The sequence below is a fragment of the Streptomyces sp. NPDC005722 genome (assembly GCF_040630935.1).
Taxonomy (GTDB): domain Bacteria; phylum Actinomycetota; class Actinomycetes; order Streptomycetales; family Streptomycetaceae; genus Actinacidiphila.
In genome coordinates this window covers 377,998-394,318 of sequence record NZ_JBEXYN010000001.1, presented here as the reverse complement: position 1 = coordinate 394,318, position 16,321 = coordinate 377,998, and the positions used below count along the sequence as shown (strand labels likewise).

The following is a 16,321-nucleotide window of genomic DNA, read 5'->3' as shown; positions in this document are numbered from 1 at the left end:
GGGCCGTCGCCCGTTCGGACGCCCGACCCCGTTCGGCGGAATGAATGCGGCACGAGTCCCGAGTAACGTCTGGCGGGCCATCCGGCAATTCACCGAGTTTGAGGAGAAATGCGGTGAGAAAATTCGTTCGCGCTGCCGCAACGGCAGCACTGGCCACGGTGGCCCTGGCGGTCCCCATGACGACGGCGGCGTCGGCCACCCCGTCCCATTCCGCGTCCGGCGCCTACCGGAGCGCCGGGCACGGCCAATGGGGCGGCGACCACGGCCGCTGGGGCGGGGACCACGGCCGTTGGGGCGGCGACCGCGGTCGCTGCGGGCCACGCCTGTGGGGGTACGGCAGGTGGGACGACCGCTGGGACCGCGGCCGGGGCCACGGCCACGGGCGCGGCTTCACCCACCAGCGGTACGAGCGCTTCGGGTTCGACCGCTACGGGCTGGACCGGGACTGCGACTGCCGCTACCGCTACTGAACCGGCCACCCGTGACGTGGGCCCCCGGGAAGGGGACTTTCCCGGGGGCCCACCCCTGTGCGCATTCCGTTCCGCCCGCCCGGCCGGCCGCTCAACTGCTGTAGACGGTGAGGACGGCGCCGCTGACCTCGATACGGCGTTCCTGGAGTTTCTCCCCGCAACGCAGTGCGGTCAGGCAACTGCGGAAGAGGGCGGTCTCCTCGGCCGTGAGGACGGCGGCCGCCAGATTCAGCAGTTCGTTCAGGGCGGCCGGAGTGAGGACCGCGGGGAGTTCGCCGGAAAGCAGGACCACCGGCTCTCCGGTCCGGTGGCGGACCACGGCGGTGGCGGTCGCCCCTTGAACGACAAGCACGTGCACCCCTCTCACCGGAGGCCTCGGGTCCGCGAACTCGTCCCGAGACTGGAGAGAATATCCCCGCGCTCGCCGCTCTTTGTCCGTTCTGGGTTGCTTCACCACCACACGCCCCGTCAGGCACGGCATGGGCATGGTCAATCGAACGCCGGGTCCCGGTCAGCGGACGGCGGCAACGGCCAAATCAGCACCCTGCTGCACGAGACGGACCGGGCCATCCGCAGTAGACGGCGGGCGGCGATTGGCGTTGCGATGTTCCCTGCGCCGGCGTGCACCCCGAAGGGTCAGCCGGACTCCGGACCGGCCTGCGAACGGGACTCCGCGGAGCTGCGGAGGAGGGATTCGACGAGGGCGGCGACGTGCCGGCGGTCGGCTTCGGAGAGCTGCTGGACGCTGGCGATGAGGGTGGCGACCTCGGGGTCGGCCGTCGCGCCGGTACCGTCCTCGACGTACAGGTGGATGCCGCAGGCCTCGGCCGCGGCCCGGCGCACCGCGTCCAACGGCAGTTCCAGGCCGCGGGAGAGGCCCTCCAGCGTGGACTGCTGCGGCATCCGGGTCACCCGCGCGGTCGTCGCCAGGTGATGCACCGTCGACCGCGGGACACCACCACGCCGCGCCACCTCACCGTACGACCAGCCCCGCTGCTCCAGCCGGCGCTTGATCAGTTCCTGCAGTGCGTTCACCACGGGATGGATTCTTCCTGCTAGCACGTCGGTTGACCCGTCCGAGTGAGATCGAGTCTACAGCGGTGCCACCCGCCCGACCCGGACCCGCATCCCCTCACCTGCACCTTCGCCCGGGCCTGCCAGGCCGGCCGGACCGGACTGCCGCGAAGTGCTTGCCGCGGGGCGGGCCAGGGGCTAGCGTCCAATGTCATCAGACACCTCGTCCAATGACTATGGACGACGCGGCGCGGACCCGCCTCCGCCCACCCGCCCCACCGGGCTCGCCCGCGAAGACGGTCCGCCACCCGGAATCCCGACGGCGATTCCACGCTTCCCCGGGCGGCTTTCTCCGGCGTCGCCAAAACTGCCCTCCCTCCTCCGAAACCCGTACCTTCAACGCTCCGGGACGCGGTGCGTCACGCCCGGCGGCGGTCACGTCGGACGGAATCTAGAGGTGATCAACGCCCCCGAAACGCAGTTGCCCAAAACTGGCCGCTTTTGCCCCATCCGATCAAGTGATTCAACGTCATGGGCTTTGCTCTCCGCACATGCCGACAGCAGATATATGCATCCTCCGTCGGCTCTCCCCGGCCGGACGCCGTCCGCACGCTGATCACTTGCCGCAGAACCCGGGAGTGGTATGTGCGACGAATTCTGCGGGCCCGCCCTCGCGGCATGGCTCGCCCGAGGGGCCGACGGGCCGCGGCGCCACCTCGAGGAGTGGGCGCGCGCCAGGAACAGGGTGACGCTGCTTCCGGCCGGCCACCGCTGGGACGCCGTCAGGATTCCCGAACGGCCGGGCCACGACGTCCTCGCCCGGCTCCAGGACGGCACCGCGCCCGTCGGGCCGGTCATGTGGGACCGGCGCTGCGGCCACCTGTACTTCCTCGTGCCGCCGCTCGCCGGGGACGTCTGGTCCCCGCTCGGGCTGCGCCTGCTCACCCGGGGAGCGTGGCTCGCCGCGGCCGACCCGCGGCGGCCGGCCCGGCACCCGGCCCTGTGGATCTGCTCCAGGGGCGGCGTCCGGCTCACCCAGCCGGCATATCTCTACATCGCCTGCCTGGAGGCGCTGACCGCCGGCGCCCGCTTCCTGCCGCGCGTCGCCGCGCCCCTGTGAGCCGCCCGCGTCCCGTTCACGCCCGCAGCGCCCGCCCGGCGCGTACGGCACGCACGACGCTCACGGCGCGTACCGCACGTGCGCCGCGCACCATCCGGCGCACGGCGGGATGACGGCGCAGGGCCTCGGCACGGACCGGGCTGCCCCCGGGCAGCCGTCGCTCACCACGAGGAGGCGGCGGCGCCCCCCACGGGGTCCGAACAACCCCGCCCGGATGGCCGCCGTGACGGTCGCCGCCGCGTAAGGGGTGGCGGCGAAGAAGATCTGGGTCATCCACTCGTCCTTCGTGTCACCGCGGGCCCGGCGCGGCTTCCGGTCCGGGGCGCGGCGCTGCCGCTCGTGCATCAGCATCACGGACCGGTTCCTCCCGGTCCAGGACAGGACGCCGGATATCACCGGTCCGAGTGAGCGGCGGCCCGGATCCGGCCCGGACGGGTCCGCGGAAAGAAACGTCCGCCGACGTGTCGATCCGCGCGCCGCCCGTTCGACGCGTAGGCAGGAGCGGGGAAGGATCCCGCCGTCGCACGAAGAAGGAGAACGCCATGCGTTTCATGTCCCTGATCCGGATCAACGAGGACAACGTCCCCGAGGGCGGCCCCGACGAGCGGCTGATGGAGGAGATGGGCCGGCTCATCGAGGAGATGTCCAAGGCCGGTGTGCTGCTGGACACGGCGGGTCTGCGGCCCACCTCCGAGGGGACGCGGCTGCACTGGGACCACGGGAAGCTGTCGGTGATCGACGGGCCCTTCACCGAGTCCAAGGAGTTCATCGGCGGCTACGCGATCGTCCAGGCGAAGTCGAAGGAGGAGGCCGTGGAGTGGACCAAGCGCTTCCTGCAGATCCACGGCGACGCCTGGGAGATCACCTGCGAGCTGCGGCAGGTCGAGGAGGCCCCGGAGCTCTCCTGAGCGCCGCGGCCGGCCGCCGGTTGCCCTCCCCGGGAGGTGCTGCTGTGATGGGTGGCTGTGACGGCCCCGGCTCCAGGTACCGATGACGCCCGCCGCGCGATCGAGGCGGTGTGGCGGATCGAGTCGGCCCGGGTGATCGCCGGTGTCGCGCGGATCGTGCGCGACATCGGCGTCGCCGAGGAACTCGCCCAGGACGCCCTGGTCGCGGCCCTGGAGCAGTGGCCGGGGGACGGTGTCCCGGCCAACCCCGGCGCCTGGCTGACGGCCACGGCGAAGCACCGCGCGATCGACCTCGTCCGCCGCCGGGAGGTCTTCGCCCGCAAGCTCCAGGAACTGGGCCACTCCCTGGAGGGCGGCCTCGCGTACGAGCCGGACTTCGCGGCGGCGGAGGCGTCCGCCGACGGCGACATCGAGGACGACCTGCTGCGGCTGGTCTTCACCGCCTGCCACCCGGTGCTGTCCACCGAGGCCCGCGTGGCGCTCACGCTGCGGCTGCTCGGCGGTCTGACGACCGCGGAGATCGCCCGCGCCTACCTGGTGCCGGAGGCGACCGTCGCCCAGCGCGTCGTCCGGGCGAAGCGGACGCTGGCGAAGGCGGACGTGCCCTTCGAGCAGCCGCACGGGCCCGAGCGGGTCGAGCGGCTCTCCTCCGTCCTGGAGGTCATCTACCTGGTCTTCAACGAGGGCTACTCGGCGACCGCGGGCGACGACTGGATGCGCCCCGCGCTGTGCGAGGACGCCCTGCGCCTGGCCAGGGTGCTGGCGGGGCTGATGCCCAAGGAGCCGGAGGCGCACGGACTGGCCGCGCTGCTGGAGATCCAGGCGTCGCGCGCGGCGGCCCGCACCGGCCCGGACGGGCAGCCGGTGCTGCTCGCCGACCAGGACCGGCGGCGCTGGGACCAGTTGCTGATCCGGCGCGGCTTCGCGGCCCTGGCCCGCGCCGAGGCGGCGGGCGGCCCGCCGGGTCCGTACACACTGCAGGCCGCCATCGCCGCCTGCCACGCCCGCGCGCCGCACGCGCGGGACACGGACTGGCCGCGGATCGCGGAGCTCTACGCCGCCCTGGCCCGGCGCACGCCCACCCCGGTGGTGGAGCTCAACCGGGCGGTCGCCGTCACCATGGCGTACGGGCCGGAGGAGGGGCTCGCGCTCGTGGACCGGCTCACCGGCGAGCCGTCGCTGCGTGGCTACCACCTGCTGCCGAGCGTCCGCGGAGACCTGCTGGAACGGCTCGGCCGGCACGCCGAGGCGCGTGCGGAGTTCCTGCGCGCCGCCACCCTGACCCGCAACGAGCGCGAACGCGCCCTGCTGGTGGAACGCGCCGCGAGGGCGAGCCTGGCGGCCGGGGACGGCTAGCGCGTGTCGTCACGTGACTCGAGGGCCGGCGTACGCGTGTCGGACGACCGGCCGCGGCGGCGGCCGGCGACGCTGCCGATGGCCTCGACGACGGGGTGCCGGTGGGCCCCGGGCCCGCGCAGGGCGTGCAGCATCACGAACATCATCAGCGGGCACATCAGCGCCACGGCGAGGATGAAGATCGCGCCGATCGGCACGCCCAGCCCGACCGCGACCACCACCGCGACCGCCGCGGCGAGCCCGTACAGCCCGTAGTGACGTGCGGTCGCCCTCGTCCTGCCCATGGCGGCCTCCCGCGGTCTCGGCGACGGCCCGTTTCCTCATCGTACGGCGGCGGGCGCGCGCCGCATCCGCGCGTCAACGGCCGTTGCCCGCGGCCCGGGTGACGGCCGGGCCCCCGGGGCGGCGCGCGCCCCCCTCGGTGTGGTGCGGACCACCGTGCGCCCTCACCGGGGGCCGCCGAGCGGGTGGACATACTTCCCGCTCATGGGATCATCCTGCGGTGTGCCGCCCACGGCGCGGCGGGAACCGCGGCCCGTGCGCCGGGCGTCGCCACATGCGACCGCCGCGTCACCGGGGTCCGGAGCGTCCCTCCGCACGGCCCCCGCCCCACGCGACGACCGCGCGCAGGACAACCATCGTCATCGACACCCGAGAGGGGCAGGGCATGACCGCAACGGCGAGCCGCTACCTCTACCTCACCCGGCACGCCGAGGCGCTGCCGGACGAGAGCGGACTCACGGAGAACGGCTTCCGGCAGGCCGGGCTCCTCGGCGAGCGCCTGAAGGGCTCCCCGATCTCCGCCGTCCACCACAGTCCGCTGCCCAGGGCCGCGCAGTCCGCCGCGATGATCGGCGAACAACTGGGGAGCGGGGTGCCCGTGGCGCCCCACGAGCTCGCCGGGGACTACCCGCCGTACTTCCCCGCGGAGTCCGAGCTGCCGCCGGACAGCGCGTACTACCTCTCCCGCTTCCTCGACCACTTCTCCCCCGAGGAGCGCGCCTGGGGGCCGCAGCTGGCCGCCGAGGCGCTGACCCGGTTCGCCGGGCCCATGGCGGCGGGCAAGGCGCACCATGAGCTGGTCGTGACGCACAACTTCCTGATCGGCTGGCTGGTCTCGGCGGCGCTGGACGCGCCCCGCTGGCGCTGGCTCAGCCTCAACCACGCCAACGCCGCCCTGACGGTGATCCGCTACACCCCCGGCCGCCCGAACTCGGTGCTGCTCTTCAACGACATGCGGCACCTCCCGGAGGAGCTGCGCTGGACCGGTTTCCCGGCCGAGCTGCACTTCTGAGGGCGGTCGCCCCGTTCCCACGGCCGGTGTCCGGACCCGACGCCGCGGCGGGCGCCGGTCGGGGGACCTTGTGGCCTATGGCAACGCGATCCCGGGCAGTGTTAGAAATGTCGACATGGTCGACGTTTTCGACCGATTCGGGGCGTGTCCATGCGGTCACTGACCGAGAAGAGCCCGCGGAGCGTCGCCGGACAGGTGTTCATCCTGCAGGTGGCGATCGTCGTGCTGCTCGTCGCGTGCGGGGTGTTCGCCCTCGTCCTGCAGTCCCGGCACGACGGCGAGCGGGAGGCCGTCAACCGCTCCATCGCGGCGGCCGGCACCTTCGCGCGCTCCCCCGGCCTGGACGAGGTGCTGAAGGAGCCGGACCCCTCCAAGACCCTCCAGCCGATCACCGAACTGGCCCGCAAGGAGGCCGGGGTCGACTTCATCGTGGTGATGGACACCTCCGGCATCCGCTACACGCACCCGATCCCCGACCGGATCGGCCGGCGGTTCGTCGGCACCATCGAGCCGTCCCTGCAGGGCAGGGTCCACACCGAGAGCGTGCACGGTCCGCTCGGCCACGAGGTCCAGGCCGTGGTGCCCGTCTTCGACCCCGTCGACGACCCGCACGGCGAGGTCGTGGCGCTGGTGTCGGCCGGCATGAAGGTGAAGAGCGTGACCGGTGTGGTCGCCAGGCAGCTGCCGATCATCCTCGGCGCCGGCGCGGCCGCGCTCGCCCTGGCCATGGGCGGCACGGCCCTGGTCGCCAGACGGCTGCGCCGGCAGACCCACCGCCTGGACCCGGCCGAGATGTCCCGCATGTACGAGCACCACGACACGGTGCTGCACTCCGTAAGGGAGGGCGTGCTCATCGTCGACGCCGACGGGCGGCTGCTCCTCGCCAACGACGAGGCCAAGCGCCTGCTGGACCTCGCCCCGGACGCCGAGGGCCGGCGGATCCCGGACCTCGCGGGGCTCGACCCCGGCACGGTCGAGCTGCTGACCTCAGGACGCGTGGCCACCGACGAGGTGCTCCCGGCCGGCGACCGCCTGCTGGCGGTGAACCAGCGTCCCACCAACGGCCGCCACGGCGGCCCCAAGTGCTCCATCGCGACCCTGCGCGACTCCACCGAGCTGCGGGCCCTGTCCGGCCGCGCGGAGGCCGCCAGGGGACGCCTCAAGCTGCTCTACGACGCGGGCCTGGGCATCGGCACGACCCTCGACGTGGTGCGCACCGCCGAGGAGCTGGCCCAGGTCGCCGTGCCGCGCTTCGCCGACTTCGTCACCGTCGACCTGGCCGACCCGGTGCTGCGCGGCGAGGAGCCGAGCGGCGCCGCCGGCTCCGACATGCGCCGTACGGCCGTCAACGGCATCCGCTCCGACGCCCCGCTCTACCCGCTCGGCAAGCTGATCGACTTCCTGCCCTCCACCCCGCAGGCGCGGGGCTTCGGCAGCGGCCGCTCGGAGATCGTCCCCGACCTGTCCTCGGACCCGGGCTGGCTCGCCCAGGACCCCGAGCGCACCGACCGGGTCGTCGGCTACGGCATCCACTCGCTGATCGCGGCCCCGCTCAAGGCCCGCGGCGTGGTGCTGGGCATCGCCAACTTCTGGCGGTCCGAGAAGCCGGAGCCCTTCGACGAGGACGACCTCTCGCTCGCCGAGGAGCTGGTGGCCCGGGCCGCGATCAACATCGACAACGCGCGCCGCTACACCCGCGAGCACGCCCTGGCCGTCACCCTGCAGCGCAGCCTCCTGCCGCGCGCGCTGCCCGAGCAGAGCGCGCTGGACGTGGCGCACCGCTACCTGCCCGCGCAGTCCGGCGTCAGCGGCGACTGGTTCGACGTCATCCCGCTCCCGGGCAACCGGGTGGCGCTGGTCGTCGGCGACGTCGTGGGGCACGGGCTGCACGCCGCCGCCACCATGGGACGGCTGCGCACCGCCGTGCACAACTTCTCCACCCTCGACCTGCCGCCCGACGAGCTCCTCGGCCACCTCGACGACCTGGTCGGGCGCATCGACCAGGACGAGTCCGGCACCGGTGTCGGCGCCGGCGTCATGGGCGCCACCTGCCTGTACGCCATCTACGACCCCGTCTCGCGGCGCTGCGCGATGGCCAGGGCCGGACACCACCCGCCCGCGCTGGTACGCCCCGACGGCGGCGTGGAGTTCCCCGACCTGCCGGCCGGGCCGCCGCTGGGCCTGGGCGGCATGCCGTTCCAGACCGCGGAACTGGAGCTGGCGGAGGGCACGCAGCTCGTCCTGTACACCGACGGGCTGATCGAGGACCGCACCCGGGACCTCGACGTCGGCATGGCGATGCTGGGGCGGGCCCTGGCCGCCCACCCGGACCGGCCGCCCGAGGAGAGCTGCCAGGCCGTGCTGGAGGCGCTGCTGCCGGGCCGCCCCAAGGACGACGTGGCCCTCCTCATCGCCCGCACCCGCGCCACGCCCGCCGACCACGTCGCCGAATGGGAGGTGCCGGTCGATCCCGCGGCCGTGTCGGGGATGCGGGCCGCCGTCGCGGAGAAGCTGGACGAGTGGGGCCTGTCGGAACTGGCGTTCGGCATGGAGCTGGTGCTCAGCGAACTCATCACCAACGCGATCCGCTACGGTTCCGCGCCCATCAGGGTGCGGCTGCTGCTGGACCGCACCCTGACCTGCGAGGTGTCCGACGGCAGCAGCACCTCGCCGCACCTGCGCTACGCCGCCACCACCGACGAGGGCGGCCGCGGGCTGTTCCTCGTCGCCCAGGTCGCCGAGCGCTGGGGCACCCGTTACACGCCCTGGGGCAAGGTGATCTGGGCCGAGCAGCCGCTGCCCGCCTGGGCGGACCGCGCCCTTGCCGCGGGCATGCGGCTGACGGGCGCGGTCGACGCCACGACGCGGTGAAGGCACCGGGGGTTCACCGGGGCGTCTCCGCCAGCACCCGCGCCCGGCAGCGGGCGGGCGTGCCCCAGGCGGAGCGCAGCGCGCGGGCCTTGGTCAGCCACAGGGACAGGTCGTACTCGGCGGTGTAGCCGAGGGCACCGTGCAGTTGCAGCGCGGTGCGTGCCGCCCGGTACGCGGCCTCGCCGCACGCCACCTTCGCGGCGGCGACGTCGGCTCCGGTGCCGGTCACGGCGGCGCCGTGCAGCAGCGGCCGGGCGAACTCCAGGGCGATCAGGGTGTCGGCCAGCCGGTGCTTGACGGCCTGGAAGGAGCCGACCGGGACGCCGAACTGGTGGCGCCGCCGTACGTGCTCGACCGTGCGGGCCAGCAGCGCGAGCCCGACGCCGAGTGCCTGGGCCGCGGTGACGAGGGTGGCCCGGTCGGCGGCGCGGGCGGCCGCGGCCACGACGGCGGGCCCGGTGGCCAGCACGGCCGCGGTGTCCTGCCGCGGCCGGGCCAGGCGCCGTACGGGGTCGAGGGAGGCCAGCGGCGGACCGTGCTCGCGGGCCAGGAGCAGCCGGTCCCCGCTCACGAGCAGGACGCCGTCGGCGGCGTCGGCGTCGAGGGCGTGGCCGCCCTCCGGATCGGCGAGACCGAGCAGGGCCCGCCCCTCGGCGACGCGGGGCAGCCACTCCTCGGCCGGCCCCGGGTCGGGCAGCGCCTCCAGGAGCGCGGCCGCGGCCACCGTCTCGGCGAGCGGCCCGGGCACGGCGTGCCGCCCCAGCTCCACGAAGGCGAGGGCGAGCTCGACGGGACGCGCCCCGTAGCCCTCGTACGCCTCCGGCACGGCCAGCGCGAAGAGCCCGGCACCGGCCAGCCGCGCCCACAGCCGCCGCCCCGGCCCGTGCTCCCCCGCCGCCCAGGCCCGGGCCGTACCGGGCGTCCCGGCGGCCGCAAGCATCCGGTCCAGGCTGCGGACGAAGTCCGCCTGCTCGGCGGACGGCAGGAACCTCACGGCCGCCCTCCCCCCGCCGACCACGCCCCACGGGCCGCCGGCACGCGGTCCACGCTGCGAACGCAGTCCGCCCGCCCCACGATCAACAGCAACCTCACGGACGGCCTCCCCTCACCGACCACGCCCCACCCGTACCGCGACCGGCACACACCGCCCCCACGGCCCCGGCCCGGGGCGCCCGGGCCGCCCCGCCACAACCGCCACCCGCACCCGCACCCGGCAGGGCCCTCATCGGCGGCGTCCCTTCGGCAACCCGAGCAACCGCTCGGCGATGATGTCGCGCTGGATCTCGTTCGTACCCGCGTACACCGGCCCGGCCAGGGCGAAGACCCAGCCCTCGGCCCAGGGGCCGCCGGCGGCCTCCCCGAGGGGGCCGAGCAGGTCCAGGGCGGTCTCGTGGAGGGCGATGTCCAGTTCGGACCAGAACACCTTGGTGAGGCTGGCCGCCCCGGCCTCCGGGGCGGCGCCCTCGGCGGCGCGGGCGGCGCCCGCGTAGGCGGCCAGTTGGTACGCGCGGGCGCCGATCAGGGCGTCCGCGACGCGGTCGGCGGCGGCCAGGTCCGCGTCCTCGCCGCGCGCGTGCCACAGGGCGGCGAGGCGGCGTGCGGACGCCGTGAAGCGGCCGGGGCTGCGCAAGGTGAGGCCGCGCTCGTCGGCCGCCGTGTTCATGGCGACCCGCCAGCCGTCGCCGGGGGCGCCGATGACATCGGCGTCCGGCACGAAGACGTCGTCCAGGAAGAGTTCGGCGAACGCCGGCTTCCCGTCGAGGCGGGCGATCGGCCGCACGGTCACCCCGGGCGCGTCGAGCCCGAACATCAGGTAGGTCAGCCCCTGGTGCGGCCGCGGCGCCTCGGGGTGGCTGCGGAACAGCCCGAAGGCGCGGTCGGCGAAGGCGGCACGGGAGGACCAGGTCTTCTGGCCGCGCAGCAGCCAGCCGCCGTCGGTGCGGGTGGCGGTGGAGCGCAGCGACGCCAGGTCGGAGCCCGCCTCCGGCTCGGACCAGGCCTGCGCCCAGATCACCTCGCCGCGCGCCATGGGCGGCAGGACGCGGTCGCGCTGCTCCTGGGTGCCGTGTTCCAGGAGGGTGGGCCCGAGCAGGCTGACGCCGTTCTGGCCGACCCGGCCGGGCGCCCCGGCGGCGTGGTACTCCTCCTCGAAGAGCAGCCACTGCGCGAGCGTCGCGTCACGCCCCCCGTAGGCGGCGGGCCAGGAGACGACCGACCAGCGGCCGGCGGCCAGCCGCCGCTCCCAGGCGCGGTGGGCGGCGAAGCCCTCGGCCGTCTCCAGGGAGGGCAGCGGGACGGCGGGGACGTGCGCGGCGAGCCAGTCCCGGGCCTGGCGCCGGAAGGACCGTTCCTCCGGGGTGACGTCGAGGTCCACCCGCTCCCCCTTCCCTAACAAGTGTTTGGTAGATTAACGTCGGTGGCGTGACTCCACCACCCCCGTACCTGCCGGGCCACGCGCTGCTGGCGGACCGCACCGCGGTCGTCACCGCCGCGGCGGGCGCCGGCATCGGCGGCGCGACGGTCCGGCGCCTCCTGGAGGAGGGCGCCCGGGTGGTGGTGGGCGACGCCCACGCGCGGCGGCTGGCGGAGTGCACGGCCACGCTGGCGGACGAGTTCGGGCCCGACCGGGTCGCCGGGCTCCCTTGCGACGTCACGGACGAGGCCCAGGTCGCGGCCCTGCTCGACCTCGCGGAACGGCGGCACGGCCGGCTGGACGTCGTCGTCAACAACGCCGGCCTCGGCGGCACCGCCGAACTGACCGAGATGACCGACGCCCAGTGGGGGAAGGTCCTGGACGTCACCTTGAACGGCACCTTCCGCTGCACCCGCGCCGCCCTGCGCCGGATGAAGGCCTCCGGGGCCGGTGGCGTCATCGTCAACAACGCCTCCGTCGCCGGCTGGCGCGCCCAGGCCGGGCAGGCGCACTACGCCGCGGCCAAGGCGGGCGTCATGGCGCTGACCCGCTGCGCGGCGATGGAGGCGGCGGCGTACGGGGTGCGGGTCAACGCCGTCTCCCCCAGCCTCGCCATGCACCCGCACCTGGTGAAGGTGACCGGCCCCGGTCTGCTGGAGGAACTGACCGCTCGCGAGGCCTTCGGCCGCCCCGCGGAACCCTGGGAGGTCGCCAACGTGATCGTCTTCCTCGCCTCCGGCTACTCCTCGTACATGACCGGAGAGGTCGTCCCGGTGAGCAGCCAGCACGCGTGAAGCGAGAATGATCCCCGTGCCGAAGACGACGCCGAAGACCACGCCCAGGACCGCCAAGAGCCCCGCGAGCGGCGCTGCCGCCCCTGACGGGCGCCGCGCGGAACTCCTCGCCATCGCCGCCCGGGTGTTCGCCGCGCAGGGCTACGACGCCACCACCGTCCGGCGCATCGCGGACGAGGCGGGGATGCTCGCGGGCAGCCTCTACTACCACTTCGACTCCAAGGAGTCGATGCTGGACGAGATCCTCGCGGGCTTCCTGGACGAGCTGTGGGCCGGTTACGAGGGCGTCCTCGCGGCCGGGCTCGGTCCACGGGAGACCGTCGAGGCCCTGGTCACCGAGTCCTTCCGGGAGATCGACCGGCACCTGGACGCGGTCGCGATCTACCAGCGGGAGGCCCGGCACCTGGCGTCGTCGGAGCCGCGCTTCGGCTACCTCGCCGATTCCCAGCGGCGGTTCGAGCGGCTCTGGCTCGGGACCCTGGAACGCGGCGCCGCCGCCGGGGTGTTCCGCGCCGACCTCGACCTGAGGCTGGCGTACCGCTTCATCCGCGACACCGTGTGGGTCGCGGCGTCCTGGTACCGGCCGGGCGGGCAGCACAGCCCCGAGGAGATCGCCCGGCAGTACCTGTCCATGGTGCTGGACGGCGTCGCCGTCCGGGAGTGACGGCGCCGCCGCCACCGGTCCGGCACCCGGTCCCCATCAAGGAGCAGTCATGGCCGAGGCCTACATCGTCGAAGCGGTCCGCACGCCGGTCGGCCGGCGCGGCGGCGGGCTGTCCGCGGTCCACCCCGCCGACCTCGGCGCCCATGTGCTGAAGGCGCTGCTGGAACGTTCCGGGGTGGACCCGGCCGCGGTCGAGGACGTCGTCTTCGGCTGCCTCGACCAGGTCGGCCCGCAGGCGGGCGACATCGCCCGCACCAGCTGGCTGGCGGCCGGACTGCCCGAGGAGGTCCCCGGGGTCACCGTCGACCGCCAGTGCGGTTCCTCCCAGCAGGCCGTCCACTTCGCCGCCCAGGGCGTGCTGTCCGGCACCCAGGACCTCGTCGTGGCGGGCGGCGTCCAGAACATGTCGGCCATCCCCATCGGCTACGCCAACCACCGTGCCGTCGAACCGCTCGGCATGACCGGGGGCCCGTTCTCCGGCTCCGAGGGCTGGCGCGCCCGCTACGGGAGCACCCCGGTGAGCCAGTTCCACGGCGCGGAGCTCATCGCCGCCAAGTGGGGCATCACCCGTGAGGCCATGGAGGAGTTCGCGCTGGGCTCCCACCGGCGCGCGATCGCCGCCGCCGACGGGGGCCGCTTCGACCGCGAGCTCGTCCCGTACGCCGGGGTCACGGCCGACGAGGGGCCGCGCCGGGACACCACCCTGGAGAAGATGGCCGGCCTCGCCCCCCTGGTGGAGGGCGGCCGGCTGACCGCGGCCCTCGCCTCCCAGGTCTCCGACGGGGCCGCCGCGATGCTCGTCGCCTCCGGGCGCGCGGTCCGCGAGCACGGGCTCACCCCGCGGGCCCGGGTCCACCACCTGTCGGTGCGCGGCGAGGACCCCATCCGCATGCTGTCCGCGCCCATTCCGGCGACCGCGCACGCGCTGAAGAAGACCGGGATGACCATCGACGACATCGACCTGGTCGAGATCAACGAGGCCTTCGCCCCCGTCGTCCTGGCCTGGCTCAAGGAGACCGGCGCCGACCCCGCCCGCGTCAACGTCAACGGCGGCGCCATCGCGCTGGGCCATCCGCTCGGCGCCACCGGTGTGAAGCTCATGACCAGCCTCCTGCACGAACTGGAACGCACCGGAGGGCGCTTCGGCCTCCAGACGATGTGCGAGGGCGGCGGCCAGGCCAACGTCACCATCATCGAACGCCTCTGAGGGCGCGCCGGCGCCTCCGTGTCAGCGGGGCCGGCGCCCTCGCCGGCGTACGGCCGGTACGGCGCCGGGGTACGCCCGGCCCTCGGCCCGGTGTGCGTCGACGCTCCCGCATCGACCCGGCCCGCTTCCTGCGATGGGCCCCGCCCGCCTTCCGCGGGTGCCGCCGTGGAGCCGCGGTCGGAGACCGGGAAACGGAGGGCGCGCCCCGACGGTCCCGCTCGTCCAAGGCACCGGGGGCCCGCCCGGCCCTGGGAGGCCGGCAACCACGTCGGTTCCATCGCGCCGGCCGCTCCGGGCGGGCCAGGCGACGCCTCACCGGCGGCCAGGCCGACGTCGCCACTGTTGGCGATACGGGTACCCGAGGCCGCCCGGGCCGCCCCGGTACGGCAGTCCGCGCGCACGGCCCGGTGCACCACGGCCGCCGCACCGGCGCAGTGGCGCACCTGCCCGGGGCCGCCTCCCGGCCCCGGGCACCCGTGCCGCCGACAGGCCGTCAGTGACCGTCCGCCCGCGCCCCGTACACGCGCCCGGGGGGCTCCGCCGCAGCGAGCAGTTTCACGGCGGCCTCCCCCGCCTCCGCGGGCGTCCAGCGGGCCCCCCGGTCGGCGGTGGGCCCCGGACGCCAGCCCTCCATGACCGTGATGCGGCCGCCCGCGGCCTCGAAGACCCGTCCGGTGACCGCGGCGGAGGCGGCCGAGCCGAGCCAGACGACGAGCGGTGAGACGTTGTCCGGCGCCATGACGTCGAAGGCGCCGCCCCCGGGCGCCGCCATGGTGTCGGCGAAGACCGCCTCGGTCATCCGGGTCCGGGCCGCCGGGGCGACGGCGTTGACCCGCACCCCGTACCGCGCCAGTTCCGCGGCGGCCACCAGGGTCAGGCCGACGACGCCGGCCTTGGCCGCCGCGTAGTTGCCCTGCCCGACGCTGCCCAGCAACCCGGCGCCGGAGGTGGTGTTGACGATCCGCGCGTCAGGGGTGCGGCCCGCGCGGGCCTCGGCCCGCCAGTGCGCCGCCGCGTGCCTGAGCGGCAGGAAGTGGCCGGTGAGGTGGACCCGCAGGACGGCGTCCCAGTCGTCCGCGTCCAGGTTGACGAGCATCCGGTCGCGCAGGAAACCCGCGTTGTTGACGAGCGTGTCCAGCCTGCCGAAGGCCTCCAGGGCGGCGGCGACGAGGGACGCCGCACCCGGCGCGGTGGCGATGTCGCCGTCGTGGACGACGGCCTCGCCGCCCCGGGCGCGGATCTGCGCGGCGACCTCTTGGGCGGGCGCGGCCGAACTCCCGGCGCCGTCCGGCCCGGCGCCGAGGTCGTTGACCACGACCCGGGCGCCCTCGGCGGCGAACGCGAGCGCGTGCGCCCGGCCCAGCCCGCGCCCCGCACCGGTGACGGCGACCACGCGACCGGCGCAGACACCCGTGGAGCCGTCCTCCGCCGTCATCCCGTTCCCCTTCCGTCTCCGTCCCGGGCCGCGGCGAGGAACGCCGGGGCCTCCCCTCCGCCGTGCAGGTGCAGGCTGGCGCCGCTGATGTAGCGGGCGCGGTCGGAGGCGAGGAAGACGCACGCGTCCCCCACCTCCGCCGGCTCGGCGAGCCGGCCGAGCGGCACCGTGCGCCCGACCGCGGCGACGCCGTCCTCGTCGCCGTAGTGCAGGTGCGCCGACTCCGTGCGGACCATGCCGAGCACCAGGGTGTTGACGCGGATCAGCGGGGCCCATTCGACGGCCATGGAGCGGGCCAGGCTCTCCAGCCCCGCCTTTGCGGCGCCGTAGGCCGCCGTGCCCGGTGAGGGGCGCCCGCCGCTGACGCTGCCGATCATCACGACCGCACCGCCACCGGGCTGACCGGCCATCACCGGGCGGACGGCGAGGGAGGCGTTGAGCGGCGCGAGCAGGTTGAGCTCGACGACCCGCGCGTGCCGTTCGGCGGCCGCCTCGCCGAGCATCCGGTAAGGCGTCCCGCCCGCGTTGTTGACGAGGACGTCGATGCGGCCGTACGCCTCCCCCACGGCGCCGAGGACCTCGGCCGCGGCGGCGGGGTCGCGCAGGTCCACCGCGTGGAAGTCGGCCCCGTGCGGGGACTCGCGGGGCGGCGGACGGCGGGCGCAGACCACGACGCGGGCGCCGGCCTCCGCGAACGCCCGGGCGATGCCGGCGCCGACCCCCCGCGTGCCGCCGGTCACGACGGCGACCCGGTCCGACAGATCGACACTCATGC

At 75.0% G+C, this 16,321-nt stretch carries 17 protein-coding genes; 9 read left to right on the top strand and 8 right to left on the bottom strand.

All coding sequences use genetic code 11. From position 1 onward, the window contains the following. Positions 1–113 precede the first annotated feature (113 nt). The gene (locus tag ABZ479_RS01825) at positions 114–470 is read left to right on the top strand and encodes a hypothetical protein (RefSeq protein WP_500459317.1); all 357 of its coding nucleotides are present in this window, start codon (positions 114–116) and stop codon (positions 468–470) included. A 91-nt stretch (positions 471–561) separates the two neighbouring features. On the opposite strand, the gene ABZ479_RS01820 is transcribed toward ABZ479_RS01825, so the two are convergent. Both ABZ479_RS01820 and ABZ479_RS01815 read right to left on the bottom strand, forming a co-directional pair. Further along, positions 562–822, bottom strand: coding sequence for a hypothetical protein (locus ABZ479_RS01820; RefSeq protein ID WP_499602723.1), 261 nt, complete (start codon positions 820–822; stop codon positions 562–564). 284 nt (positions 823–1,106) lie between these two features. Beyond that, positions 1,107–1,508 carry a helix-turn-helix domain-containing protein gene (locus ABZ479_RS01815; RefSeq protein ID WP_500459315.1) on the bottom strand — a complete coding sequence of 134 codons (402 nt, stop codon included), beginning with the start codon at positions 1,506–1,508 and terminating at the stop codon, positions 1,107–1,109. A 619-nt stretch (positions 1,509–2,127) separates the two neighbouring features. On the opposite strand from ABZ479_RS01815, the gene ABZ479_RS01810 reads away from it, so the two are divergent. After that, positions 2,128–2,604, top strand: a complete 477-nt coding sequence (locus ABZ479_RS01810) for a hypothetical protein (RefSeq protein ID WP_500459314.1) — start codon at positions 2,128–2,130, stop codon at positions 2,602–2,604. 60 nt (positions 2,605–2,664) lie between these two features. Here ABZ479_RS01810 and ABZ479_RS01805 read toward each other — a convergent pair whose 3' ends face one another. Next, a complete protein-coding gene (locus ABZ479_RS01805; RefSeq protein WP_500459407.1) occupies positions 2,665–2,955 on the bottom strand; it encodes a hypothetical protein in 291 nt (96 codons plus the stop codon). A gap of 191 nt (positions 2,956–3,146) precedes the next feature. On the opposite strand from ABZ479_RS01805, the gene ABZ479_RS01800 reads away from it, so the two are divergent. Together ABZ479_RS01800 and ABZ479_RS01795 are read left to right on the top strand one after the other, a co-directional pair. Next, on the top strand, positions 3,147–3,512 hold the full coding sequence (locus tag ABZ479_RS01800; protein WP_499602729.1) for a YciI family protein: 366 nt from the start codon (positions 3,147–3,149) through the stop codon (positions 3,510–3,512). A gap of 51 nt (positions 3,513–3,563) precedes the next feature. Beyond that, positions 3,564–4,868, top strand: coding sequence for an RNA polymerase sigma factor (locus ABZ479_RS01795; RefSeq protein ID WP_500459312.1), 1,305 nt, complete (start codon positions 3,564–3,566; stop codon positions 4,866–4,868). On the opposite strand, the gene ABZ479_RS01790 is transcribed toward ABZ479_RS01795, so the two are convergent. Further along, positions 4,865–5,152 carry a hypothetical protein gene (locus tag ABZ479_RS01790; protein WP_500459310.1) on the bottom strand — a complete coding sequence of 96 codons (288 nt, stop codon included), beginning with the start codon at positions 5,150–5,152 and terminating at the stop codon, positions 4,865–4,867. The genes ABZ479_RS01795 and ABZ479_RS01790 overlap by 4 nt on opposite strands. A 383-nt stretch (positions 5,153–5,535) precedes the next feature. On the opposite strand from ABZ479_RS01790, the gene ABZ479_RS01785 reads away from it, so the two are divergent. Together ABZ479_RS01785 and ABZ479_RS01780 are read left to right on the top strand one after the other, a co-directional pair. After that, positions 5,536–6,162, top strand: a complete 627-nt coding sequence (locus tag ABZ479_RS01785) for a histidine phosphatase family protein (protein WP_499611695.1) — start codon at positions 5,536–5,538, stop codon at positions 6,160–6,162. A 150-nt stretch (positions 6,163–6,312) separates the two neighbouring features. After that, on the top strand, positions 6,313–9,033 hold the full coding sequence (locus tag ABZ479_RS01780) for a SpoIIE family protein phosphatase (protein ID WP_500459308.1): 2,721 nt from the start codon (positions 6,313–6,315) through the stop codon (positions 9,031–9,033). Positions 9,034–9,046: 13 nt separating this feature from the next. Here the strand turns inward: ABZ479_RS01780 and ABZ479_RS01775 are convergent, their stop codons facing one another. Both ABZ479_RS01775 and ABZ479_RS01770 read right to left on the bottom strand, forming a co-directional pair. Further along, positions 9,047–10,027 (bottom strand): acyl-CoA dehydrogenase family protein, encoded by a 981-nt coding sequence (locus tag ABZ479_RS01775; RefSeq protein ID WP_500459306.1) that lies wholly within the window; start codon positions 10,025–10,027, stop codon positions 9,047–9,049. A gap of 228 nt (positions 10,028–10,255) precedes the next feature. After that, positions 10,256–11,407, bottom strand: a complete 1,152-nt coding sequence (locus tag ABZ479_RS01770; RefSeq protein ID WP_500459304.1) for an acyl-CoA dehydrogenase family protein — start codon at positions 11,405–11,407, stop codon at positions 10,256–10,258. Positions 11,408–11,454: 47 nt separating this feature from the next. Here ABZ479_RS01770 and ABZ479_RS01765 point away from each other — a divergent pair, with 47 nt between their 5' ends. From ABZ479_RS01765 to ABZ479_RS01755, 3 genes are read left to right on the top strand one after another with little or no spacing between them, the layout of a single operon-like run. Further along, complete coding sequence (locus ABZ479_RS01765; protein WP_500459302.1) at positions 11,455–12,240, top strand: SDR family oxidoreductase; 786 nt, start codon at positions 11,455–11,457, stop codon at positions 12,238–12,240. 16 nt (positions 12,241–12,256) lie between these two features. Continuing rightward, complete coding sequence (locus ABZ479_RS01760; protein ID WP_500459301.1) at positions 12,257–12,904, top strand: TetR/AcrR family transcriptional regulator; 648 nt, start codon at positions 12,257–12,259, stop codon at positions 12,902–12,904. Between the two features lie 49 nt (positions 12,905–12,953). Then, positions 12,954–14,111, top strand: coding sequence for an acetyl-CoA C-acetyltransferase (locus ABZ479_RS01755; RefSeq protein WP_500459299.1), 1,158 nt, complete (start codon positions 12,954–12,956; stop codon positions 14,109–14,111). A gap of 493 nt (positions 14,112–14,604) precedes the next feature. On the opposite strand, the gene ABZ479_RS01750 is transcribed toward ABZ479_RS01755, so the two are convergent. Beyond that, a complete protein-coding gene (locus ABZ479_RS01750; protein ID WP_500459297.1) occupies positions 14,605–15,546 on the bottom strand; it encodes an SDR family oxidoreductase in 942 nt (313 codons plus the stop codon). Beyond that, positions 15,543–16,319 (bottom strand): SDR family oxidoreductase, encoded by a 777-nt coding sequence (locus tag ABZ479_RS01745; protein ID WP_500459405.1) that lies wholly within the window; start codon positions 16,317–16,319, stop codon positions 15,543–15,545. The genes ABZ479_RS01750 and ABZ479_RS01745 overlap by 4 nt, the downstream gene beginning before the upstream one ends. Positions 16,320–16,321: the final 2 nt, after the last annotated feature.